The following is a 21,536-nucleotide window of genomic DNA, read 5'->3' as shown; positions in this document are numbered from 1 at the left end:
GCGCCGCCCAACGCCAACACCTTCCCCGCCCCACCGCCGTACGTGCCCGGTCCGAACCCAGACCGCCCGCAGGACCGTTGAATGGATCTCAACTGGCCCGGCTGCCGCAACGTTCGCGATGTCGGCGGCTTGCCGACCACTGACGGTCGCACGATTCGGTACGGCGTACTGGTTCGTTCTGAGAGCTTGCAGTATCTGACGGACGAGGGCGTTGAGGCCGTACGGCGGTCTGAGGTCACCCGGATCCTCGATCTGCGCAGCGACGGCGAGGTTCAGGACTGGCCGACCCCGTTCACCGGTACGGCGATTGCTGTCCGGCAGATGCTCGCGGATCCGGCCGACCCGGAGCACGGGCAGCCGACGATCATTGCGGCCTGCACGTGGATGCTGGATCGGCGGCCGACGTTGTTCGCGGCCGCGGTGAAGGCGATTGCGGATGAGCCGGAGGGTGCGGTCGTCGTGCACTGCCATGGCGGCAAGGACCGGACCGGCATGGTTGTCGCGCTGGCGCTGAGTATCGCGGGAGTGCCGCGCGACGAGATCGTGGCCGACTACTTCCTCACCCAGTCTCGTCTGGCGCCTTGGCTGGAGGAGCAGCTCGCCGAGGAGCCGGACGCGTCGAAGCACCCGGAGATGATCGAGTTCCGCGATACCCGCGCCGAGTCCCTGGTCGCGATCCTGGACCACGTAGACAAGACCTACGGAGGCCCCGAGGCGTATCTACGCCATGGGGGCCTCACGACAGAGGACTTGGATCGACTTCGCCAGCGGCTGCTGGGTTAGACGGTGCGGGGCTTTTCTCTTAGACCGACGATGAAGCCCAGGCCCCAGGACATGTGCATGGTGGCGCAGATCAGCGGCATCTGGGCCAGGGCCTTCCAAGGCAGGTAGCGGCCCTCGACGGCCGAGCCGAACAGGAGCAGCAGGCCGTAGCCGAGCGGGGCCAGGAAGCCCAGGTCGAGCCACGGGTTGCCGGTGGCCAGGCCGATGATGCCCAGGATGGTGCCGAGGACGATCCCGACCACCGCGACCGGCGGCGCCAGGTAGCGCTTGCTGGCGGTCTCGGGGTGCCGGCGGATGACCTCGCGCCGCCACTGGCCGGTGTGGAAGAACTGCTTGGCCACCGCGGACAGCGAAGACCGCGGCCGATACGTCACCGACAGATCCGGGGTGAACCAGATCAGGCCACCGGTCTTGCGGATCCGGTAGTTCAGCTCCCAGTCCTGGGCACGGTGCATGGTCTCGTCGAAGCCACCGACCCGCTCCAGCGCCGTACGGCGGAAGACCCCGAGGTACACGGTGTCTGCGGGGCCGGCCTTGCCGCCCTGGTGGAAGGTCGAGGCGCCCAGGCCCAGCCGCGAGCGGTACGCACAGGCGACCGCCATCTCGGTCGGGGTCCGGCCCTCGGCCGCCATCACGCCGCCGACGTTGTCCGCGCCGCTCTCGTCCAGCACCTCGACCGCGCGGGTGATGTACCCGTCGGTCAGCGCGCCGTGGCCGTCGACCCGGACCAGGATGTCGTGCCGCGCGTGCGCGATGCCGACGTTCAGCGCGGCCGGGGTCTTACCGGTCGGGTTCGCGATGATGCTGATCCGCTGATCCTCACCGGCCAGCCGGTCGGCGATCTCCTGGGTCCGGTCCTTGCTCGGCCCGATGGCGAGCACGACCTCGAGCTCACCGGGGTAGTTCTGGTCGAGAACCCGCCCTACTGCCTCTTCGAGATGACGTTCCTCGTTCAGCACGGGCATCACGACGGAAACGGGCGGCCACTGGGACAACGGCATATCAGGTCAGGCCTTACAGATCGAAGCGACGTCATCGACGTCGTTGGCGGGTTTGGTCGGTGAGCTCGTCGGCTTGCTGGTCGACGTACTCGGCTTCTTCGTGGTCGTGCTCTTAGGAGTATCGGTGGTCTTACCGTCGCCGGACTCGGCGGCCTTGTCCAGCGCTTCTGATTTTTCGATCGCCTGGGCGACCTTGGTACGGATCAGGTCGAAGTCCGGGTTGCCGGTGTGGATCAACGGGGGGACCGCGGAGAAGCTTGACACCGGCAGCTTCTTCGCGTCCAGCGCGAGGTCGGTGAAGGTCCCCAGCTCACCGGCCGGGATGCTCGTCTTGACCACTTGCTTGCTGGCCGAGGCAATGCCCTGGAACTTGGTGAGCACGGTCTGCGGCGACAACTGGTTCAGCATCGCAGACATCACGCACTTCTGCCGAGTCATCCGCTCGTAGTCCGAGGACTCGGCGCGGGACCGGGCGAACCAGAGGGCGTGGTAGCCGTCCAGGTGCTGGTTCTTACCGGCCTCGATGTAGCCCTTGATCGGTGAACTACCGCCGCCGATCGGGACCTTCTTGCCGATGTCGAGAGTGATGCCGCCGACCGCGTTCAGCAGGTCGCGGAAGCCGGCCAGGTCGATCAGCACGTAGTAGTTGATCTTCAGCCCGGTGACCGCCGAGACAGCTTGGCTGGTTGCGGTCTCACCGGGATTCGGGTCGCCGGGGAAGAGGTTCTTGTGACCGGCCGCGTAGGTGTAGACCGCGTTCAGCAGACACTCGGCGGCGCACTTGCTCCACTGGAAACCGTTCGGGAACTGCTTGGCCATCGGCGTACCGGCGGGGAACGGGACTTTGGCCAGGTTGCGCGGCAGGCCGATCAGGACGGTCCGGCCGGTGTCGGCGTCGATGCTCGCCACCGTCATGCTGTCCGGCCGGGTGCCGATCCGGTCGGCGCCGGAGTCACCGCCCATCAGCAGCACGTTGTAGCGGCCGTGCTCGGCGTTCGACTCCTGGCCGTTGCCGAAGACACTGGCCACGAAGTCGCGCTGGGTGTTCACGAACGAGCTGGCCCAGATCAGCGCGCCGGCGACCACGAACACCAGGACGCCGTCCAGGATGCTGGTCGCGAGCCGGTGGTTGCGCTCCAGCATCATCGGCTGGGCGATCCGGTAGGCGTCGACGAACAAGGCGGCCCAACCGATGGCCAGCAGGATCAGCAGGATCTGGACGATCCGCAGGGTGCCCGGCCGGGCCATCAGGTTGATCGCTCCGGCGCGCCAGATCAGCGCCAGGACGATGATGAAGATGATGATCGCGAGCAGGCCCGCGATGACTCGCCAGGCCCATCGCCCGGCTCGTTTACTGCCCGCCACGATCTGCGCCGACCCCGGCAGTATCAGGGTCATCAACAGCAGCGCCAGGGCCCGCTTGAACCGCACCGGCTCGCTGAGGTTGCGCAGGTCTGCTTTCTCCTGCGGCATGAGGTCCTTCCGTTCTCGGCTCGGGCGGGCTGTTGCCGACCGTACCGTGTCGTCCTGGCGGTCAGTTGGTACGACGTGCCGGAGGACGCGATGGTTCGAGCCGGAGCGGGTCCGAAAACGAAGAGTAGCAGGATGCACACGGAGTGCAGGAAAACCCCTGCATACACCCTGTGATCAGCCAGATTCACACGGTTGTGATGGTGTTCGGCGGTTGAGATCGGGTTACCTGAGAGGGCCCAAATCGACAGTGAGGAACCGCCCCCCATGAAACTGTTCCGTCCGCTTTTTGCCGTCGCCGCCGCTGCGGCGCTCACGCTGACCGGTCTGAGCGCTGCCCAGGCCGCGCCGGCGCCCGCCGCCCCGGCCAAGGTGCTGGCGCCCGGTGGCGACTTCACCGGGATCGCTGCGCTGAGTAACTGTTCCGGGTCGCTGGTCCGGTTCGCCTCGTCGGTCTCGACCGATCCGGGCCTGATCCTGACCAACGGTCACTGCTACGAAGGCGGCATGCCGCAGCCGGGCGTCGTACTGGTCGACCGGTCGTCCACCCGGTCGTTCACGTTGCTGCGGCCGAACTCGAACAACGCCGGTACGGTCCGGGCCAACCGGGTCCTGTACTCGACGATGACCAAGACCGACGTCACGCTGTACCGGCTCACCGAGACCTACGCGGCGATCCAGTCCCGGCTGGGTATCCCGGCGCTGACGCTGTCCCAGTCTGCCCCGGCTGCCGGCGCGGGGATGGCCGTCGTTTCCGGTTACTGGAAGCGGATCTACACCTGCTCGGTGCAGGCCACCATCCCCGAGCTGCGCGAGGCCGGCTGGGTGATGAAGAGCTCGATCAAGTACCGCCAGCCGGGCTGCGAGACCATCGGCGGCACCTCGGGTTCGCCGATCGTCAGCACCTCCACCGGTGAGGTCATCGGCGTCAACAACACGGGCAACGAGGACGGCGCCCGCTGCACGCTGAACAACCCGTGTGAGGTCGACGCGAACGGCAACATCACGGTTCAGAAGGGCGCGGCGTACGGCCAGCAGACCTGGTGGTTCTACACCTGCCTGTCCGCCAGCCGCACGATCGACCTGAACAAGGCCGGCTGCCTGCTCCAGAAGCCGTAACTCTCTGTACGCCCCTGAAGGTTCATCCTTCAGGGGCGTATTCATTTGGGGCGTACTCATGGGGTGACGTAAGACACTGTGATTCGGGTAACGTCCGGGCGCATGGCAGTCGACTCCCCCCTGCAGGCAACATTCACGACGAACTGGGCGAGCCCATTCGGGGTGCGGACCCGGCTGATCGCGGCCAGTGCGCTGATGCTCTTCACCGAGCTCGCGCTGATCCGTTGGACCGGCTCGAACGTCGTCCACCTCAGCTACTTCTCCAACTTCGTGCTGCTCGGTTCCTTCCTCGGCATCGGGATCGGGATCCTGCGGTCCAGCCGCGCCAAGTGGCTTCCCTACTACTCGCCGCTGATGCTCGGCCTGCTCGTCCTGGTGATCGCGTGGAAACCCGTCACCGTCGATCGCGGTTCGTCGTCCAGCGTCATCTACTTCACCAGTCTGAGTACGACGGGACCGCCGGTCTGGGTGATCCTGCCGATCGTCTTCATCGCCGCGGCCGTGGTGCTCGCCGGTCCGGCCGAACTCGTCGGCCGCTGCTTCAGCGAGTTGCCGCGACTGACGGCGTACCGGTTCGATCTGGTCGGTTCGCTGATCGGGATCATCGCGTTCACGGGGCTGTCGTTCCTCGGGGCGCCGCCGATCTGGTGGGGACTGATCGTCACGATCGTCTTTGCCGGGTTGATGATTCCGCGCCGTGCGCAACCGGCGGTCGCGCTGGTATTGAGTGGTGCGCTGGTGCTCGTGCCGCTGTTCGCGATGCTCGGCGTGCTGTTCAACGAGTCGACGAAGGCGGAGAACAGTTGGTCGCCGTACTACAAGGTGCAGACCGCGTACGACACCTACCGGGGCCAGTCGCTGCTGACCCTCACGGTGAACGGCGTACCGCACCAGCAGGCGATCGCGGCTGACTACCGGCTGCAGTGGGAGCCGCAGTACGGGCTGCCGTACGAGCGGGCGAACGCCGGCAAGGCGCCGAAGAACGTGCTGATCATCGGGGCGGGATCCGGTTCGGATGTCGCGATCGCGTTGAAGAAGGGCGCGACCCACGTCGACGCGGTCGAGATCGACCCGCGGATCCGCGACCTCGGCAAGGCCCTGCACCCCGACAAGCCGTACCAGGACCCGCGGGTGTCGTCGCACATCGACGACGGGCGGGCGTTCTTGTCGCGGACCGACAAGAAGTACGACCTGATCATGCTGGCGCTGCCGGATTCGCTGACGCTGGTGAACGGGGCCAGTTCACTGCGGTTGGAGAGCTACCTCTTTACCCAGCAGGCATTCGAGTCCGCGCGCGACCACCTGAACCCGGGTGGGGCGTTCGCGATGTACAACTACTACCGCGAGACCTGGCTGATCGATCGCCTCGCGCTGACCGCCGAGAAGGCGTTCGGGCACAAGCCGTGCGTGGACAAGATGGGCGACTCGCTGCAGCAGGCAGTCGTGACAGTTGGACTGACCGCTGCCGATCAGACCTGCCAGACCACGTGGGCCGGCGCTACGTCGATCACTCCGCCGCCCGCGACCGACAACCGTCCGTTCCTCTACCTGTTCACCGACCGCATCCCGCCGCTCTACCTGATCACGCTGGGACTGATCCTCGTCGCGGGCGTCGTCGGTGTCGGCATCGCGGGCGGCGGATCGTCGTACAAGCGGATGCGTCCCTACACCGATCTCTTCCTGCTCGGCGCAGGCTTCATGCTCCTGGAGACGAAGAGCATCACCGGGTTTGCCCTGCTCTTCGGTACGACGTGGGTCGTGAACGCGATCGTGTTCGCCGGAGTGCTCGTCGCGGTACTCGCTGCGGTCGAAGTCACGCGGCGGTTCCGAACTCCACCGACCAAGGTGATGTTCGGGATCCTGTTCGGTGGGCTGGTGCTGTCGTGGATCTTCCCCGACGACTGGCTGCTCTCGATGCCGCTCGGACTGCGGGCGCTGGTCGCCGTGGTGATCGCCTTCACGCCGATCTTCGCCGCCAACGTCATCTTCGCGAAACGCTTCACCGACACCGAAGACGGTACGGCGTCCTTCGGCGCGAACCTGCTGGGCGCGATGCTCGGTGGCTGTCTCGAATACGCGGCGCTCATCATCGGCTTCCACGGCCTGCTGATCATCGCGGCGGTGCTGTATCTCGGGGCGTTCCTGCTGCGGCCAAAATCCAAGGCGGTCACCGGTGGCTAGCTGCTAGGTTCTGATGTCTGGGTCGCTCGGACCTCCGCTACCGGAGGGAGTGACCATGGAGGAGTACTACCGTGAGCGCGCGACGGAGTACGACAAGATCTACGAAAAGCCCGAGCGCCAGGAGGACCTCGCCACGCTGCGAGGCCTCCTGCCACCGCTCGTCGCCGGCCGCTCGGTGCTGGAGATCGCGTGTGGGACGGGCTACTGGACAACGGTGCTGGCGTCTTCGGCGCGGTCGGTGCTGGCGACCGATCTGAACGAGTCGACGCTGGCTGTCGCGCGGACTCGGTCGTATGCGTCGCCGGTGCGGTTCGCTGTGGCGGATGCCTTTGATCTGGCGGCTGTTCCGGGGGAGTTTGACGTGATCTTCGTCGGGTTCTTCTGGTCGCATGTGTTGCGGGCGGAGGTAGGGCAGTTTGTGGATGGGCTGTTGTCGCGTTCGCCGCTGGTGATTCTTGCTGACAACCGGTATGTCGAGGGGAGTAGTTCGCCGATTACTCGGGTTGGTGGTGCGGGGGATACGTATCAGACTCGGCGGTTGTCGGATGGGCGTGAGTTCGAGGTGTTGAAGAATTTTCCTTCGCCTGTGGAGTTTGCGGGTTGTCGTACTGATCTGACGTATTACTGGCTGGCCAGTGTTTCGCGTTGAGTGGTTGTCGCGGCGCCCGGCTGGGGTATCGCTGGGATGCGGCCGGTCAGGATCGGCTTGTGGCTGGTCGCCGCTGCGGCCGATTTACAGTGGGAGGGTGGTGCGGCCCGGCGCGTGGCTGAGGTACTGGCGAGGTCGGCGATCGCGTTCCCGCCGATTGAGGTGCTCGCTATGGTTGCGGCCGGTTGTGGGGATGCCTGGAAAGTGGCCCTTGTTGGTGGTGAAAAGCGCTGGCAAGGAGGCCGGGGGTGCTGCCGTGCCCGACTGACCCTGGCTGCCGCGCTGGTGCCCCTTTTTCGTCGCGGTGCTGTCCAGTTGTCGGGGGTTTGTGGGCTTGGTGGTGGGCGTGAACAAGTAATGACCTGTTCCGGCCCACCGTTTCTTGTTCAAGCCCCCAACTGTTGGCCCGGCTGGACTCGCCGGCTCACTACGCGTGAGTTTTTCGGCGTATGGACCCGAAAAATCCCCGCGTAGCGCGAAACGGCAGGCGGATACGCCGGTGGAACTCCCCAGTGCCCGATTCGTGAGGTATCCGGGCGGGTTGGGGAGCGAAACTGACCTGGAATGACGGGTAAAGCTCCCCGGCCCCACCCACTAGCCCGCGAGGAGATCTGGGTGGAACGTTTTGTGTAAATGGCGACATGAAGTTTCCACACTGGCGCTGCTTTTCGACCTCAGCCATAGCGGGCACCTCAAGCAGCGCGAGCGCGATCGCCTACCTCGCCAGTACCTCAGCCCCGTGCCGGGCTCAGCCAAGCTCTTTATGTAACGCGGCCGCCGCGGCGACCAGCCACAGACAACGTGCCCGGCTTGTCCGGTGCGGCGAGCAACCACACTGCCGTACCGAAACCCCAGGCTGGTACGGGATCGGCCCGTTTGAGCGGCTCGCTGGGAGCAGGGTGCGAAGATCGTTGTATGACATGGCTTGTGACTGGTGGGGCTGGGTATATCGGGGCGCACGTGGTGCGGGCGTTCCTTGCTGATGGCATCGATGTGGTGGTGGTCGATGACCTGTCGAGCGGGAAGGCGGAGTTCGTGCCGGACGGGGTGCCGTTCGTGCAGGCGAATCTGCTGGACGGCGCGGCTGTGAAGTCGGCGTTGGCGGGGGTGAGTGGGGTTGTGCACCTGGCTGGGTTCAAGTACGCCGGGGTTTCGGTGGACAAGCCGCTGCACACATACACGCAGAACGTGACGGCGATGGTGTCGTTGCTGGAGGCGATGGACGCGCAAGGGGTGCGCAACATCGTGTTCTCGTCTAGTGCGGGGGTGTACGGGACGCCGACCGTCGAGACGGTCACGGAGGAGACGGCGTCCGCGCCGGAGTCGCCGTACGGGGAGACGAAGTTGATCGGGGAGTGGCTGCTGCGGGACCAGGCCAAGGCGGTCGACCTCAAGCACACCTCGTTGCGGTATTTCAATGTGGTCGGGTCGGGCGACACCACCGTGTACGACGCCAGTCCGTACAACCTGTTCCCGATCGTGTGCAACCTGCTGTCGCAGGGGAAGGTGCCGCAGATCTACGGCACCGACCACCCGACCCCGGACGGCACCTCGGTCAAGGACTACGTGGACGTCGCCGACCTCGCTCGCGCGCATGTCGCCGCAGCGCGGGCGCTCGACGCCGGTACGGCGCTTGAGACGGTCTACAACCTGGGTTCGGGAACCGGTACGTCGGTCCGTCAGATCATGGACGCGGCTCGGCGGGTGACGGGGATCGACTTCACGCCGACCGAAGGTCCGCGCCGGCCCGGCGACCCGTCCCGCGTCGTCGCGCAGGGCGAGCTCGCGGCGCGCGACCTCGGCTGGAAGAACACGCACACGGTCGACGAAATGTTCGCCTCCGCCTGGAAGGCCTGGCCGGCCAACCGCTGAGCCTGGCTGGAGTTACAGTCCGGGCATGTCTGATGCATCCGGTCCCGTCCCGGCGTACTTGCGCCCGGACGAGCCGGTTGCCTGCCCCTGCGGGCGGGCTCCGCAACAGCCGTGGCGGACGCGGGATGCGACGTACAGTCCGGCGTCGTTCATCAGCGGACTGTTCTGGGTCGCTCTCGGCGCCGGCTCGGCGATCGGCGGCTTTGCCGTCTTCGGTGCTGCGCTGCTTGGCGTGCTGCTGGGGTTTGCGGTGGGCGCCGCGGTGGTTCAGGGACGGCGCGGCCACCGCGGGTGGTGTTTGGTACGACGGGCAGCCTGGTTCGGGATCGCCGTACCGGGGCTGCCGTTGCGGGTGCTTGTTTCGTTTGGCTTCTAGTACTTCTTCGCGAACGGGCCTGAGGTGCTGAGGACGAGTGGCGCTGGGCCGGTCAGTACGCCGCCTTCGACGGGCAGGGTTTGGCCGGTGATCCAGGAGGCGTCCTCCGAGGCGAGGAACGCGACCGCGGCTGCGATGTCCTCGGGCTCGCCGACGCGACCGAGCGGGTAGAGCTGCGAGAGGGTCTCGAGCGCTTCGGGGTGACTGTCCCAGTTCGGGGTGCGAATGGTGCCGGGGGCAACGACATTGAAGCGGACGCCGAGGTCGCCGTACCGGGCTGCGTAGTTCAGGGTCATCGCGATCTGACCGGCCTTGGCTGCCGAGTACTCGATGTTGCCGAAGGCGGCGAGGCCGTTGACCGAGCTGATGGTGACGACGTTGCCGCGGGACTCCACCAGATGCGGTAGCGCCGCCTGGATACAGCGGGAGGCGCCGACGAGCGTGAGGTCGAGTTGGCGGTGCCAGTCCTCATCGGTGGTGTCTTCAGGGACGCTCGTGACGATGCAGCCGCCCGCGTTGTTGACGACCACGTCCAGCCGGCCGAACCGCTCGACAGCCTTCGCCACGGCGGCGTTGACGTCGTCACGGCTCATCACATCGGTCCGTACGCCGATCGCCTGGTCGCCGAGCTCGGCCGCGAGTTCGGCGATCTTGTCTTCCTGCAGATCGGTGATGACCACCGAACCGCCCTCGGCCGCAATCCGCCGTACCACCGCAGCGCCGATACCCTGCGCGCCCGCCGTGACTAGTGCCACCCGCCCCTCGAACCGCTGCACTCTTCAGTCCTCCAGGACTCGATCGACCTTCTCGTCCGCCACCCGGCGGTCGAGTTTCGCGGGATCCAGGTTGCGGCACAACACGATCGAGCCGCCACCGATGATCGCCCCGATCAAAACCTCAAGTCCGTCGCGGGTCGTCAGGTCGCGCGTGGTCAGGATGCGGTCCGCGATCGGCTCCGCCGTACCGATCAGGTCGGCATGCGTGAGTTCGTCGTACGCCGGGGAGTCGGCCGAGGGCGCGTCGAACGGGACGAACAGGTCGGGGTGGTTGTAGACCTCGGCGCCGTAGTCCTGGATGCCCTCGGGGATCGGTTCGCGGAACCGCCCGCCGAGCGGGAGGAGCGCAGACGCGACCGTTGTCCGCTCGCCCTTGACCGCGAAGTCGGGGCCGGTGATCGCGAGCGTGCCGTCGCCAGAGGTGAGCGAGGCACCGGCCGACCAGGTCGCCAGCGCCCAGACCACACCGAGCCAGTGCGGCGGCAGACCGATCGCGACCGTCTCACCGGCCTCCACGTCGTACTCGTCGACGAGCAGGTTGGCGGTCTTGGCCACCCAGTTCGCCGTGGTCACGGCGCTGAGCTCGATCCGCTCACCCGTCACGTCGTCGTAGTAGGTGAGGAACGGACTAGCACCGTCCCGGCGGACCGCAGCAGCGAAAACCTCGGGCAGAACCTGTGACATATGGCCCACCCTACGGTCCCGCCGGCGACGTAGCTTGGGAGGGGACTACCGGAAAGAAGGCTGGTCATGGTTCCGCAATTGATGCTGCCAGAGGGCGGCGAATGGGTTGTCATCTTCATCGTCGTCTTCCTGCTGTTCGGCGCGAAGAAGATCCCCGAACTCACCCGCAGCGCCGCCCAGGCGATGAAAGAGTTCAAGAAGGTCCAGAACGGCGACGACGACACCCCGTCGGCCGTCACTGCGCAACCGACGCAGGCCGTCACTTCGCAACCGACGGTGAGCGACCGGCCCCAATAGGGTTTGCTCGCCGTGGGTGTCCACTGCGAGGGATCCGTCGGGTGATCGCCTAGGGTCGGGGCATGCTGATTGTGGGCGGCCTGGGACTGATCCTGGTGCTGACTGTTGCCACGGGCTACTTCGTGTCGCAGGAGTTTGCTTACGTGGCGGTGGATCGGAGCCGGCTGCAGACGTTGGCCGATGGCGGTGATGCGGCGGCGGTGCGGGCGTTGAAGGTGACTTCACGGCTGTCGTTCGTGTTGTCGGGGTCGCAGGTGGGGATCACGGTGACGGCGTTGCTGGCGGGGTATTTCGCCGAGCCGTACCTGGGTGAAGGGCTCGAGGGGGTGCTCGGGTCCGCCGGGGTGCCGCAGAGGGTCAGCACCACCTTGTCGGTGATCCTGGCCCTCCTGCTGGCGACGGTGATCCAGATGGTGCTGGGAGAACTGGCGCCGAAGAACTTGGCGATTGCGAAGGCCGAGGCGCTTGCGCTGCGGCTGTCGCGGTCGACGTTGATGTACCTGACGATCGCCGGCCCGATCATCCGGGTATTCGACGCCGCCTCGAACCGCATTCTCCGAAGGGTCGGGATCGAGCCGGTCGAGGAGTTGCCGCAAGGCGCGACTGCGCAGGAGCTGGACCGGATCATCGTCACGTCGTACGAGCAGGGCCTGCTGGACGAGGACACGATGCGGCTCCTCGACCGCGGTCTGGACTTCCGCGGCCGGATCGCCGACGAGGCGATGATTCCGCGGGTCGATGTCGTCACGGTGCACGAAGACGATCCGCTGACGAAGGTGGTCGAGCTGCAGGACACCGGCCACTCCCGGTTCCCGGTGATTGCGGGATCGGTCGACGAGGTGGTCGGGGTGATCGCGATCGGCGATGTCGTCGAGGTCGAACCGGCCGACCGCGGCCACGTGACCGTTGGCGCCCTCGCTTCCGCGCCGGTCGTCGTACCGTCCACGCTCCCACTTCCTGTCGTTCTCGAACGCCTCCGTACGTCGCATCGCCAGCTAGCGATCGTTGTCGACGAGTACGGTGGTTTCGCCGGGATCATCTCGCTGGAAGATATTGCCGAGGAGCTCGTCGGCGCGATCCGTGACGAGGACGATCTGCCGGAGACGTCACCGGTGCAAGGTGGGGACGGTTCGTGGGTTCTGCCCGCGCGGTGGCGCCTGGACGAGGTTCAGGAAGCGACCGGGATCGACCTGCCGGAGAGCGACAACTACGAGACCGTCTCCGGGCTCGTCATGGCTCGGCTCGGCCGGATCCCGGTGGTCGGTGACGAAGTGATCCTGGAGCTGCCGCACCGGCTCGACCACGAGGGGCGGCCGATTCCGGCAGAGTTCGTCAAACTCGTCGTACAGACGCTTGAGCGCCGGGTGCCCGGCCTAGTCGTGATGGAGCGGATCGCGTGAGTACGACGCTTGCTCTCGTCATCTCGGTTGGTTTGCTGGCGTTGAACGGGTTCTTCGTCGCGGCCGAGTTCGCGCTGGTCGCGTCCAAGCGGCATCGGCTCGAAGCGGCCGCTGCCGATGGGAGCCGGTCGGCGCGGGCTGCGATTGCGGGGATCAGTGAGCTGTCGCTGATGCTCGCCGGGGCGCAGCTCGGGATCACGTTGTGCACGCTGGGGCTCGGCTCGCTGAGTGAGCCCGCGGTCGCGCATCTACTGCATCCGTTGTTCGAGCTCGTCCACATCCCCGAGGGCGTCGGGCATGTGATCGCGCTGATCATTGCGGTCGGCGGGATCGGCCTGCTGCATGTCCTGCTCGGCGAGATGGCGCCGAAGTCGTGGGCGATCAGCAATCCCGAGCGCGCGGCGCAGGCGTTGGCGCTGCCGTTCCGCGGTTTCACGTACGTCGTTCGCCCGCTCCTGCTCGGCCTGAACGCGATCGCCAACCTCTGTGTTCGCCTCGTCGGCGTGACCCCGCAGAACGAGCTCGCCAGCGCCCACGGCCCCGACGAGCTCCGCCTGCTGATCGAGTCGTCCCGCGACCACGGCACCCTCGAAGCTCCCGAACACGAGCTGCTGACCGCGATGCTCGCCCTGCAGAACATCACGATCGCTCAGGTGATGGTTCCGTTGAAGGACCTGGCCACCGTCGAAGCCACGGCATCCGCCCGCGAAGTCGAGCTGACCAGCCGTCGCGAAGGACGCTCCCGCCTCGCAGTCATGACCGGTACGACGATCTGTGGCATCGTGCACGTCCGTGACGCCGCCCGCGCCACCACCGGCGGCGGTACGACGCTCCGTGCCGCCGAGCTGATGACCGCCCCACTGAACCTTTCGCCGAGCACTCCCGTCGCGACCGCGATCCGCACCATGCGCGACCACCGCTCCCAGCTCGCCGTCGTCTGCACCGGCACCGAACCGCTGGGTGTCGTAGCCCTCGAAGACTTGCTGGAGCAGGTAATCGGCGAGTTCGATGACGAGACCGACCCGATCGTCAGCGCCGCGGCAAAATCACCGGAGCGCCGGTCGCCGGATGTGGCCACACCTCCACCGGATGCCGATACACCTCAGTAAGCAGTTCAGCCGTCAAGACGTTCCTCGGGTTGCCGTCAGCAACGATCTTTCCGTGCGACAACACGGCAACCCGATCCGCATAGCCGGCCGCCAGGTTGAGGTCATGTACCACAACCACCACTGCATCATCGGCCGCCGCAGACTCCCGAGCCAACTGCAGAACAGCCTCCTGGTGGTGGAGATCCAAAGCGGCTGTTGGCTCATCCAGGAAGAGCAGCTGAGCCTCCTGCGCGAGCGCGCGGGCCAGTGACACCCGCGCGCGCTCACCGCCTGACAGCGAACTGAAAACCCGCTCACGAAACTCGGTGATATCGGCGGTCTCCAGCGCAGCCCGTACGGCGTTCTCGTCGTCCTCCGCCCGCGGGGTTCCGTACCACGGGGACCGCCCCATCGCCACGATGTCAGCCACGCTGAACGGGAAAGAGATTGTTGCCTGCTGCAACATCACCGCTCGCCGCATGGCTGTCTCCACTGGCGACCAATGGGGTAGCGGCTCACCCCCGAGGAAGACCTCGCCGCGGTCGGGGGCGTGGTCGCCGCTGAGGACGCTCAACAACGTCGACTTGCCCGCGCCGTTAGGGCCGACGAGAGCGAGGACTTCACCGGTCCGGACAGAGAGCGAGACGCCGTCGAGGATCGGCGTACCGCCCAGTTCGAGAGAGACCTCGCGGGCCTCGGCGATCGTCGTACCGATGGGCAGGCGGGCCGGGATCTGGCGCCTCATCCCCAACCCCCTTGCCGGGTGCGTGTGCGGCGGAGGAGCCAGAAGAAGAACGGCGCGCCGACGAGCGAGGTGATCATGCCGATCGGCAGATCAGCGTTACGGATCAACGTTCGGGCCAGCAGATCAGCAACGATCACCAGGACGGCGCCGCCCAGTGCGCTTGCTGGAAGCAACAATCTGTGCCCGGGGCCGGCGATCATCCGGATCAGGTGCGGTACGACGAGTCCGACGAAACCGATGATCCCCGAGAACGCCACACTCGCCCCGACGAGCAGGGCGACGACCACGATCACGGTCAGCCGCAACCGCTCGACGTCGACCCCGAGATGCCCGGCCGACCGATCACCCAGCGACAACAGGTCCAGTCGCCGAGCCAAGGCAACGGACGCGATCAACCCGACCAGAGTGAACGGCAGTACTGCGGTCACGGCCGGCCAGGTGGCGCCGTTCAGACTGCCCAGTTGCCAGAAGACCAGTTGCTCCCGAGCGCTGGTGTTCGCGATGAAGGTCGCGAACGAGATCAGCGTGAAGGCGAGCGAGTTCACCGCGATCCCGGTCAGCACCAACGTGACGACCTCGGTACGTCCGCTGGCCCGCGACAACGAGTGCACGAGCAACGTCGTACCCAAGCCTGTGATGAACGCGGCGACAGCGATCGTCCAGTTGCCGAGGAACGTCACCCCTGTCACGATGACGAGACTCGCTCCCACAGCGGCCCCGGACGACACTCCAACGACCGATGGCTCAGCCAGCGGATTCCCGAAGACTCCCTGCATCAGCGCTCCGGCCGTCGCGAGCGAGGCACCGACCAGCACTGCGAGCGCCACGCGCGGGAACCGCACCTTCCAGAGCGCGTTGTCCCCTTGGGGATGGTGCGGCATCGGCCCGAGATCCAGCCCGAGCCGATGCATGATCGACCCGATGATCTCGGCCGGCGGGATGTGGAGCTGCCCGATTCCCGCGGCCACGATCACCAGGACGATCAGTGCGACGGTCAGGAGACCAATCAGGCCCACCGAACGCAGACGACTCAAGGCGTGTAGACCGCCTTGGCGAGCGCGGCGACAGTCCGTCCGGTGCGCGGCCCGAAGCCGAGCAGTTCGGTGTCGTTCATGTCGATGATCCGGCGGTGCTGACCGGCCGGGGTCTGGCCGAGGCCGGGCAGTTTCAGCAGCCCGTCGACACCCTTCACCGATTTCAGCCCTTCGGTCATCACGATGATCACCTCGGGTTGCGCCCGGATCAGCGCCTCACTGGTCAGCGGTACGAACGACTTGTCCAGCCCGATATCGGTACCGGTGTCGATCCCGCCGATCGCCTCGATCATGGCGTCCGCCCCGGAACCAGGGCCGCTCATCAGATACACACCCGCCGTACCGCGGATGTAGAGGAATGTCATCCGCAGCGGCTTCTCGCCGGTCGGCGCGAGCGCCAGCGCCGACGAGATCTCGGTCGACGTGCGCTTGACCAGCTCCTCACCACGCTCCGGTACGCCGAGAGCGCCGGCGACCGCGCGAATCTGGCTCGGCATCCCGTCCATGGTCCGGGCGTCGGAGAAGAAGATCACCGGTACGCCGGAAGCCCGCAACTGCTCGATGACCTCGGGCGGCCCGATGCTCTTGTCGGTGAGCACGACCGTCGGATCCAGCGAGAGGATCGCCTCGGCGTTCAGATCGTGAGCGCTCGGGGTGACCTTCGGTAGCTTGGCCGCCTCCGGGAAGCCGGTCGAGGTGTCCCGCCCGACGACCTTGTCGCCGAGACCGAGGCTGAAGACGATCTCGGACAGCGTGCCGTAGAGGTCGACCGGGATGATCCGGCTGACGTCCTTGACCTGCACCTGCTTGCCGTCGCACGACTTCACGTCAACCGGCAGCTTCGGTGCAGCCGCCGACGTGACGGTATGGATCGCGTGGTCGGTCAGCGTCGCGGTTGCCGGCCCGGTCAGGGTGTGCGGGTCTGCGCTGGTCGCCGGAGCTTTGGTTGCCCTGGGCAATTGCTTGCCGTCGGCATCGGTCGTGACCGCGAAACCCTTCACCGGTGGGCGGCAGGCATCGACTGCGGCCGGCTGCTCGGCCACCGCGTTGGAGGCACAGCCCACGGCGACGAGAAGCAGCAGTACGACGAGGATCGCCGTACGGGAAGTTCGGGCCACTAGCGTCACGACGCGACCTGGGGGTAGCGGGGGAGGACCTGCTCGGCGAGCTCGGTCAGCACGTCGATGTTGTAGCGGTAGGCGACCAGGACCTCGTCGAGGACCTGCTGCTGCTCGCTCTCGTCGAACGGCGTCTCGTCCAGCAACTGCCGGTAGGCCTCGCGGAACGGCTTCGGGGAGATCTTGTCGAAGACGTAGAACCGAACACCGTCGCCACCGGGCACCAGACCGTAGTGCGTCGCGACCTGGCGGCCGATCGACTGCCCACCGGCGATGTCACCGAGGTAGCGGACGTAGTGGTGCGCGATGAATCCGCCGGGCCAGCTGGCCAATTCCTTCAGGCGCTCGGCGTACAGGAGTGTCTTCGGGGTCGGCTCCGGGACCGGGAGGCCGCGGGACTGTAGGTACGCCAGATCCGCCTGTAGCCAGTCGCGGCGGTACAGGTCGGGGAAGACGAAGCGGCCGGCGATCGGGTCGTCGGCCAACTGCTCGCCCAGCTCCTCCAGGGCGCGGTAAATCACCGCGTGCTGAGCGACCAGAGCGGCGTACCCCTGCAGGTCGAGGTCGCCCTTGGTGAGGGCGGCCAGATAGGTGCTCGCACCGGTGTCGCGGTGCATGAGCTGACTGCGTTCCCGGAAGCGCTGCGAGAACGGCGGCTGGGCGGTGGCCGACGGGCCCGATTGTAGGGTCACAAGAGTTAGGTTAGCCTAACCAAACTGAATTAGGTGAGGAGTTCGGTGTGAGATTCCGGGTGGGGTTGTTGGTGGCCGTCGCGGCGCTGGGGTTGGCCGGCTGGCCGGTCGCGGCGCAGGCGGCGAGTGGGCCGAACGGGCAGACCGTGACGGCATCGGTGACGACCGGGCTGAATCCGGCCGGCACCAAGGTGGCCGTCCGCGGCAGTGGATTCGACCTGAACAAGGGGATCTATGTCGCGTTCTGCGTCAATAAGGGCCCTGGGCAACTACCTTCGCCGTGCCTGGGTGGGGTGGACATGAAGGGCGAATCCGGTTCGTCGGTGTGGGTCTCGTCGAATCCGCCGTCGTACGGCGAGGGGCTCGCGAAGCCCTTCACTCAGTCGGGTGGCAAGGGGTCGTTCGAGGTGCAGCTGACCGTGAAGGCCAAGGACCAGTTCACCAACTGCCTGGACAAGAAGGTCGCGCCGCTCGGCTGCGTGATCGGGACCCGCGCCGACCACACCCGTACGGCGGATCGCAGCGCCGATGTGCTGATTCCGGTCACGTTCAGTGGCTCGGGTGGTCAGCCGTCGACGACGCCTAGCGCGACCAAGCAGCCCACGACTTCTCCCAGTACTGGCGCGAATCCCGGCGGCGGTAAGGACAAGCCGGGTGGGGTCCTCGCCAATACCGGTGGCCTTGCTCTTGGCTTCGGCATCGCCGCGATCGCATTGCTGGGGGCAGGCGCCGGGCTTGTTTTCGCCACTCGCCGTAAGAACACCAAGAAGGGGAATCTGGCATGAGCCGCCGCCTCGGCTTTGCACTGTTCGCGAGTTTGGCGGCGGTCGCCGCATCCAGTATCGGAGTAAACCCAGCACTGGCTGAGGTCACACCTACTCCGATCCCTGCGGCCCAGGTCTTCACACCGAAGATCGAGGTGTCGAAGACTTCTGAGATCACTCCGGGTGAGGATCTGCTGGTGAAGGGGTCTGGTTTCGACCCTGCCGCCAACGTTTCGCTGCGCCCGCCGGTGACTGTCGGTCAGCCGGCCGGCGTGTACGTCGTCTTCGGGTCGTTCGCGGACAACTGGCAGCCGTCGACCGGTGCCGACGCGACCACGCGGACGCTGCTCGACACGAAGTGGGCGGTCCCACAGGCGTCGTACGATCAGGTCTCTACCGACTTCCCGGCGCAGAAGCCGCGGATGGTGCTGCTGAACCCGGACGGCACCTTCGAGCTGACCGTGAAGACCAAGAAGGTCACCGAGAACCCGCGCAACTACGGGGTCTACACCTACCCGGGCGGCGGCGCGGTCAACGCGGCGCACGAGCTTGCGGTGAAGGTGACGTTCGCGGGCGACACGCCGCCGACCACTCCGCCTCCGCCGGTCGGGTCGCTCGATTGGGGCCTGAAGGCGACGTTCCGCTCGTACGTCGAGGGTCCGATCGCGCATGGGTCGATCGCGGTGCAGGCGCCGGCCACGCGTAGTACGGACGGGACTTTCCGGTTCGCCAACGGCACCGGGACTGCGGAGAAGGTCGGCTTCGAGGGCGGCGTGTACTTCAAGGGCCACGAGATGCAGGCGGGCAATCCCCTGCTCGAAGTGACCGTGCGGGACATCCGGGTCGCCTTGAATGGCAGCACCGGAAAGATCATCGCGGATGTCGTGAGCAAGAGCCTCGAGACCGGCCAGCCGTCGACGTACGACGATGTTGAGCTTGCTGCCCTCGATTTCGCCGGTAAGCCGGTGGAGATCAAGGACGGTGTCGCGACTGTCGTCGGTGCGCCGGCCACCCTGACTGAAGCCGGCGTACCCGCCTTCGCCGGCTTCTATACCGCCGGTACGGCGCTCGATCCGGTCAGCTTCGCGGTTCGTCTGACGACGACTCCGACGTGGCAGCCGAAGATCGACGTACTGGGTCCTGATGGAAAGCCGCTAGGCACTGTGCCGCCGGCCGGTGTGGTTGCGACTGTGCGCGGTAGCGGGTTCGACCCGGCGTCGAACCTGTCCACGCGACCGCCGGTCACGCCGGGCAAGCCTGCTGGTGTGTATGTCGTGTTCGGCAGCTTCGACAAGCCCTGGCGTCCGTCTGAGGGTGCGCCGGCTGGTGCGCGCCGCGTGCTCGACCAGAAGTGGGCTTTGCCGGATGCTTCGAAGCCGGGACCTGATCCGGCGTTTGTGACGCTGAACCCGGATGGGACCTTCGAAGCGACGTTGAACCTGAAGCCGGCCACTTCTGCGTCGGGTACCTATGGCGTCGCGACCTATGCCGCTGGCGGTGCTGCGCCGAACGCGCCGCAGGAGCTTCTCAAGCCGATCGTTTTCGGTGGCGGGACTGCTGTGTTGACGGTTGATCCGCACTCTGATCTGGGCGATGGGCAGTCGGTCAAGGTAACGGGTTCGGGGTATGCGCCGAACCGTGCCCTGTACGTCGCTCAGACGCCACAGGGGATCTCGGGTTCGTCGAACCCCTCGCCGTTCGCCGGCGCGCAACGGGTTGTCACGACGGCCGCCGGGACCTTTGAGGCTTCTGTGCTGACTGCGGTGACTTTCACCAATGAGGGCGTGAAGATCGACTGCAAGGTTGTTCCTTGCTATCTCGCGAGCTTCAACTCACCGCTTGCCTCGGACAACGAGGTGATCGATCTGCGCGGAGACCGGACGCAGGACGTGTTCCGGGCGATTACGTTCAAGAATGCTGGGCCGCAGCCGGTGCTGCCGGTCGTAACCGGGCAGCCTGCCGCTGTGGCAGTGGTTGCTGGTGGCAACGTTCAGTTTGTGGCGGCGGCGACCGGTACGCCGGTTCCGACTGTGCAGTGGGAACGGAGCGCTGACGCGGGCAAAACGTGGGCGCCGATCGCGTCGGCTTCTGCGGTGACGACCTCGCTGAAGCTGAACGCCGTACAGGCTGCTGACAACGGTGCTCGGTTCCGGGCTGTGTTCAGCAACGCTGCGGGGTCGGCGACGTCTGCTGCTGCTTTGTTGACGGTGGCTGGGGCTGATCAGAAGGTCGCCGTGACGCCGGAGACGGTGAAGCAGGGCGCGGAGTTGGTTGCTGAGGGCACTGGATTCCCGGCTGGACAGAAGGTGTCGGCGGCGGTTGATGCGGCGACGGCTGCGCCATCGTTCAGCTTCAGTAACGGGAATGGTCAGACGGTGACCGTTAGCTCGTCTTCCGGTAAGGGCTTGTCTGTTGCTGGCGGCAAACTTGTGCTGACTGATGGGGCGCAGCTTGCGGTGAAGGTGAGCGGGCTGCGGAACAGTCGTGAGAACACTGCTGCTGCGCCGAGTGGGTTCTACGTGATGACGGCTGTCGACAAGGGGGCTGGGCAGACGGCATCACCTGCGATCGGTGGCGCCGACATGACCGGGAAGAGCGGCCAGTCGGCGTGGATCACGAACTATCCGTATGCCGGTTCGGAGAACATCGTCGTACGGATCGGGGCTGACCTGATCGCGCGGACGACGGTCACGGTGGCCTCGAAGGATGATCTGACCGACTGCTCGAAGATCGCGACTGGCTGCGTGTTGTATCTGCGGGCGGATCACCGGTCGACGGCGAACCGGGCGTTCGACGTACGGGTGCCGTTGAACTTCGCTGCGGCTGCCGTCAAGGCTGCGGCTGTTGGTTCGACGCTGGGTGAGCAGGTGGCGGATGCGGATGGGAAGGTGCGGTTCGCGTGGCGGGTACCGAACGACTTCGCCGTCGGCAAGCACGTGCTGACGTTGACGGGTCCGTCCGGTCTGACCGCCGCTGCAAACTTCTCCGTCGCATCCTCGGCGACGCCCACCCCTACGCCCACACCGACCCCGACTGCCTCGCCGACCACGACACCGCCCCCGGTGAACAACGCGCCGACCAAGCCAACCGGCTCGCTCGCGAACACCGGTGGTGCGGGAATCTGGCTGCCCATCGGCGGCGCCGTACTGCTGCTCGCCGGCCTGCTGATCACGTTCGCCACCCGAAGGAAGCAGAAGGCATGACACACCCCTTCACGCCCGACATCATCGAGGCCGTGCTCAACCACATGAACGCCGACCACGGCGGTCACTCCCTAGACATCGTCCAGGTCCTCGGCCACCAGCCCGACGCCACCGCGGTCGAACTTGTCGACCTGGACCCGGCCGCCGCCGTCTACACCGCCCAGGTGGCTGGCGAGCCGGTGGAGGTCCGCATCCCCTGGTCCGAGCCCATTACGGAGCGGGTGCAGTTCCGCTCCGAATTCGCCCGCATGGCCCACGAAGCCGAAACCCAATCCCACTAACCC

General features: G+C 66.4%; 20 protein-coding genes. 12 read left to right on the top strand and 8 right to left on the bottom strand.

All coding sequences use genetic code 11. The features are described 5' to 3' along the window. The first annotated feature begins 81 nt into the window (after window positions 1-81). Entirely contained in the window at window positions 82-783 is a 702-nt protein-coding gene (locus tag E1263_RS34450; RefSeq protein WP_132175154.1) for a tyrosine-protein phosphatase, read from the top strand. Here the strand turns inward: E1263_RS34450 and E1263_RS34445 are convergent. After that, a complete protein-coding gene (locus E1263_RS34445) occupies window positions 780-1,784 on the bottom strand; it encodes a glycosyltransferase family 2 protein (RefSeq protein ID WP_132175152.1) in 1,005 nt (334 codons plus the stop codon). The two genes, E1263_RS34450 and E1263_RS34445, sit on opposite strands and share 4 nt — an antisense overlap. A 6-nt stretch (window positions 1,785-1,790) precedes the next feature. Continuing rightward, window positions 1,791-3,257: an LCP family protein gene (locus tag E1263_RS34440; RefSeq protein WP_132175150.1), complete on the bottom strand. Its 1,467-nt coding sequence runs from the start codon at window positions 3,255-3,257 to the stop codon at window positions 1,791-1,793. A 264-nt stretch (window positions 3,258-3,521) separates the two neighbouring features. On the opposite strand from E1263_RS34440, the gene E1263_RS34435 reads away from it, so the two are divergent. The 5 genes from E1263_RS34435 (at window position 3,522) to E1263_RS34415 (ending at window position 9,451) form a co-directional block, all read left to right on the top strand. Beyond that, a complete protein-coding gene (locus E1263_RS34435; RefSeq protein ID WP_202869190.1) occupies window positions 3,522-4,373 on the top strand; it encodes a S1 family peptidase in 852 nt (283 codons plus the stop codon). 102 nt (window positions 4,374-4,475) lie between these two features. Then, a complete protein-coding gene (locus E1263_RS34430; RefSeq protein ID WP_132175148.1) occupies window positions 4,476-6,554 on the top strand; it encodes a spermine/spermidine synthase domain-containing protein in 2,079 nt (692 codons plus the stop codon). Window positions 6,555-6,609: 55 nt separating this feature from the next. Next, on the top strand, window positions 6,610-7,203 hold the full coding sequence (locus E1263_RS34425; RefSeq protein ID WP_165956845.1) for a class I SAM-dependent methyltransferase: 594 nt from the start codon (window positions 6,610-6,612) through the stop codon (window positions 7,201-7,203). Between the two features lie 915 nt (window positions 7,204-8,118). Then, a complete protein-coding gene (galE, locus tag E1263_RS34420) occupies window positions 8,119-9,075 on the top strand; it encodes a UDP-glucose 4-epimerase GalE (protein ID WP_132175144.1) in 957 nt (318 codons plus the stop codon). A gap of 25 nt (window positions 9,076-9,100) precedes the next feature. Next, the gene (locus E1263_RS34415) at window positions 9,101-9,451 is read left to right on the top strand and encodes a hypothetical protein (RefSeq protein ID WP_132175142.1); all 351 of its coding nucleotides are present in this window, start codon (window positions 9,101-9,103) and stop codon (window positions 9,449-9,451) included. On the opposite strand, the gene E1263_RS34410 is transcribed toward E1263_RS34415, so the two are convergent. Together E1263_RS34410 and E1263_RS34405 are read right to left on the bottom strand one after the other, a co-directional pair. Beyond that, window positions 9,448-10,227, bottom strand: a complete 780-nt coding sequence (locus E1263_RS34410) for an SDR family NAD(P)-dependent oxidoreductase (RefSeq protein WP_132175140.1) — start codon at window positions 10,225-10,227, stop codon at window positions 9,448-9,450. The genes E1263_RS34415 and E1263_RS34410 overlap by 4 nt on opposite strands. Before the next feature lie 3 nt (window positions 10,228-10,230). Continuing rightward, window positions 10,231-10,911 carry a TIGR03089 family protein gene (locus E1263_RS34405; protein ID WP_132175138.1) on the bottom strand — a complete coding sequence of 227 codons (681 nt, stop codon included), beginning with the start codon at window positions 10,909-10,911 and terminating at the stop codon, window positions 10,231-10,233. A gap of 66 nt (window positions 10,912-10,977) precedes the next feature. Here E1263_RS34405 and E1263_RS34400 point away from each other — a divergent pair, with 66 nt between their 5' ends. From E1263_RS34400 to E1263_RS34390, 3 genes are all read left to right on the top strand, one after another. Continuing rightward, complete coding sequence (locus tag E1263_RS34400) at window positions 10,978-11,208, top strand: twin-arginine translocase TatA/TatE family subunit (RefSeq protein WP_238161801.1); 231 nt, start codon at window positions 10,978-10,980, stop codon at window positions 11,206-11,208. Window positions 11,209-11,270: 62 nt separating this feature from the next. Continuing rightward, the gene (locus E1263_RS34395) at window positions 11,271-12,608 is read left to right on the top strand and encodes a hemolysin family protein (protein ID WP_132175136.1); all 1,338 of its coding nucleotides are present in this window, start codon (window positions 11,271-11,273) and stop codon (window positions 12,606-12,608) included. Further along, complete coding sequence (locus tag E1263_RS34390; protein WP_132175134.1) at window positions 12,605-13,717, top strand: hemolysin family protein; 1,113 nt, start codon at window positions 12,605-12,607, stop codon at window positions 13,715-13,717. Before E1263_RS34395 ends, E1263_RS34390 begins: the two co-directional genes overlap by 4 nt. Here E1263_RS34390 and E1263_RS34385 read toward each other — a convergent pair. From E1263_RS34385 to E1263_RS34370, 4 genes are read right to left on the bottom strand one after another with little or no spacing between them, the layout of a single operon-like run. Continuing rightward, window positions 13,638-14,399 (bottom strand): heme ABC transporter ATP-binding protein, encoded by a 762-nt coding sequence (locus E1263_RS34385; RefSeq protein ID WP_202869192.1) that lies wholly within the window; start codon window positions 14,397-14,399, stop codon window positions 13,638-13,640. The genes E1263_RS34390 and E1263_RS34385 overlap by 80 nt on opposite strands. A gap of 38 nt (window positions 14,400-14,437) precedes the next feature. After that, the gene (locus tag E1263_RS34380) at window positions 14,438-15,475 is read right to left on the bottom strand and encodes a FecCD family ABC transporter permease (protein ID WP_132175130.1); all 1,038 of its coding nucleotides are present in this window, start codon (window positions 15,473-15,475) and stop codon (window positions 14,438-14,440) included. After that, entirely contained in the window at window positions 15,472-16,602 is a 1,131-nt protein-coding gene (locus tag E1263_RS34375; RefSeq protein WP_238161800.1) for a heme/hemin ABC transporter substrate-binding protein, read from the bottom strand. The genes E1263_RS34380 and E1263_RS34375 overlap by 4 nt, the downstream gene beginning before the upstream one ends. Then, window positions 16,599-17,285 carry a biliverdin-producing heme oxygenase gene (locus tag E1263_RS34370; RefSeq protein ID WP_132175128.1) on the bottom strand — a complete coding sequence of 229 codons (687 nt, stop codon included), beginning with the start codon at window positions 17,283-17,285 and terminating at the stop codon, window positions 16,599-16,601. Before E1263_RS34370 ends, E1263_RS34375 begins: the two co-directional genes overlap by 4 nt. A 47-nt stretch (window positions 17,286-17,332) precedes the next feature. Between E1263_RS34370 and E1263_RS34365 the strand changes: the two genes are divergently transcribed. The 3 genes from E1263_RS34365 to E1263_RS34355 are packed head-to-tail and all read left to right on the top strand — an operon-like array spanning window position 17,333 to window position 21,533. Continuing rightward, complete coding sequence (locus E1263_RS34365; RefSeq protein WP_202869189.1) at window positions 17,333-18,070, top strand: hypothetical protein; 738 nt, start codon at window positions 17,333-17,335, stop codon at window positions 18,068-18,070. Beyond that, entirely contained in the window at window positions 18,067-21,252 is a 3,186-nt protein-coding gene (locus E1263_RS34360; protein WP_132175126.1) for an HtaA domain-containing protein, read from the top strand. The genes E1263_RS34365 and E1263_RS34360 overlap by 4 nt, the downstream gene beginning before the upstream one ends. Beyond that, window positions 21,249-21,533: a DUF2470 domain-containing protein gene (locus tag E1263_RS34355; protein WP_132175124.1), complete on the top strand. Its 285-nt coding sequence runs from the start codon at window positions 21,249-21,251 to the stop codon at window positions 21,531-21,533. The genes E1263_RS34360 and E1263_RS34355 overlap by 4 nt, the downstream gene beginning before the upstream one ends. Window positions 21,534-21,536: the final 3 nt, after the last annotated feature.

Source organism: Kribbella antibiotica, from assembly GCF_004349055.1.
Taxonomy (GTDB): domain Bacteria; phylum Actinomycetota; class Actinomycetes; order Propionibacteriales; family Kribbellaceae; genus Kribbella; species Kribbella antibiotica.
This window is presented reverse-complemented; position numbering and strand designations above follow the sequence as displayed.

Bases quoted from the DNA above. Each gene is read 5' to 3' on its own strand.
- E1263_RS34360 (WP_132175126.1), top strand. From the start codon at position 18,067: ATGAGCCGCCGCCTCGGCTTTGCACTGTTCGCGAGTTTGGCGGCGGTC.
- E1263_RS34450 (WP_132175154.1), top strand. From the start codon at position 82: ATGGATCTCAACTGGCCCGGCTGCCGCAACGTTCGCGATGTCGGCGGC.
- E1263_RS34425 (WP_165956845.1), top strand. From the start codon at position 6,610: ATGGAGGAGTACTACCGTGAGCGCGCGACGGAGTACGACAAGATCTAC.
- E1263_RS34445 (WP_132175152.1), bottom strand. From the start codon at position 1,784: ATGCCGTTGTCCCAGTGGCCGCCCGTTTCCGTCGTGATGCCCGTGCTG.
- E1263_RS34435 (WP_202869190.1), top strand. From the start codon at position 3,522: ATGAAACTGTTCCGTCCGCTTTTTGCCGTCGCCGCCGCTGCGGCGCTC.
- E1263_RS34355 (WP_132175124.1), top strand. From the start codon at position 21,249: ATGACACACCCCTTCACGCCCGACATCATCGAGGCCGTGCTCAACCAC.
- E1263_RS34405 (WP_132175138.1), bottom strand. From the start codon at position 10,911: ATGTCACAGGTTCTGCCCGAGGTTTTCGCTGCTGCGGTCCGCCGGGAC.
- E1263_RS34395 (WP_132175136.1), top strand. From the start codon at position 11,271: ATGCTGATTGTGGGCGGCCTGGGACTGATCCTGGTGCTGACTGTTGCC.
- E1263_RS34415 (WP_132175142.1), top strand. From the start codon at position 9,101: ATGTCTGATGCATCCGGTCCCGTCCCGGCGTACTTGCGCCCGGACGAG.
- E1263_RS34400 (WP_238161801.1), top strand. From the start codon at position 10,978: ATGGTTCCGCAATTGATGCTGCCAGAGGGCGGCGAATGGGTTGTCATC.
- galE (WP_132175144.1), top strand. From the start codon at position 8,119: ATGACATGGCTTGTGACTGGTGGGGCTGGGTATATCGGGGCGCACGTG.
- E1263_RS34440 (WP_132175150.1), bottom strand. From the start codon at position 3,257: ATGCCGCAGGAGAAAGCAGACCTGCGCAACCTCAGCGAGCCGGTGCGG.
- E1263_RS34430 (WP_132175148.1), top strand. From the start codon at position 4,476: ATGGCAGTCGACTCCCCCCTGCAGGCAACATTCACGACGAACTGGGCG.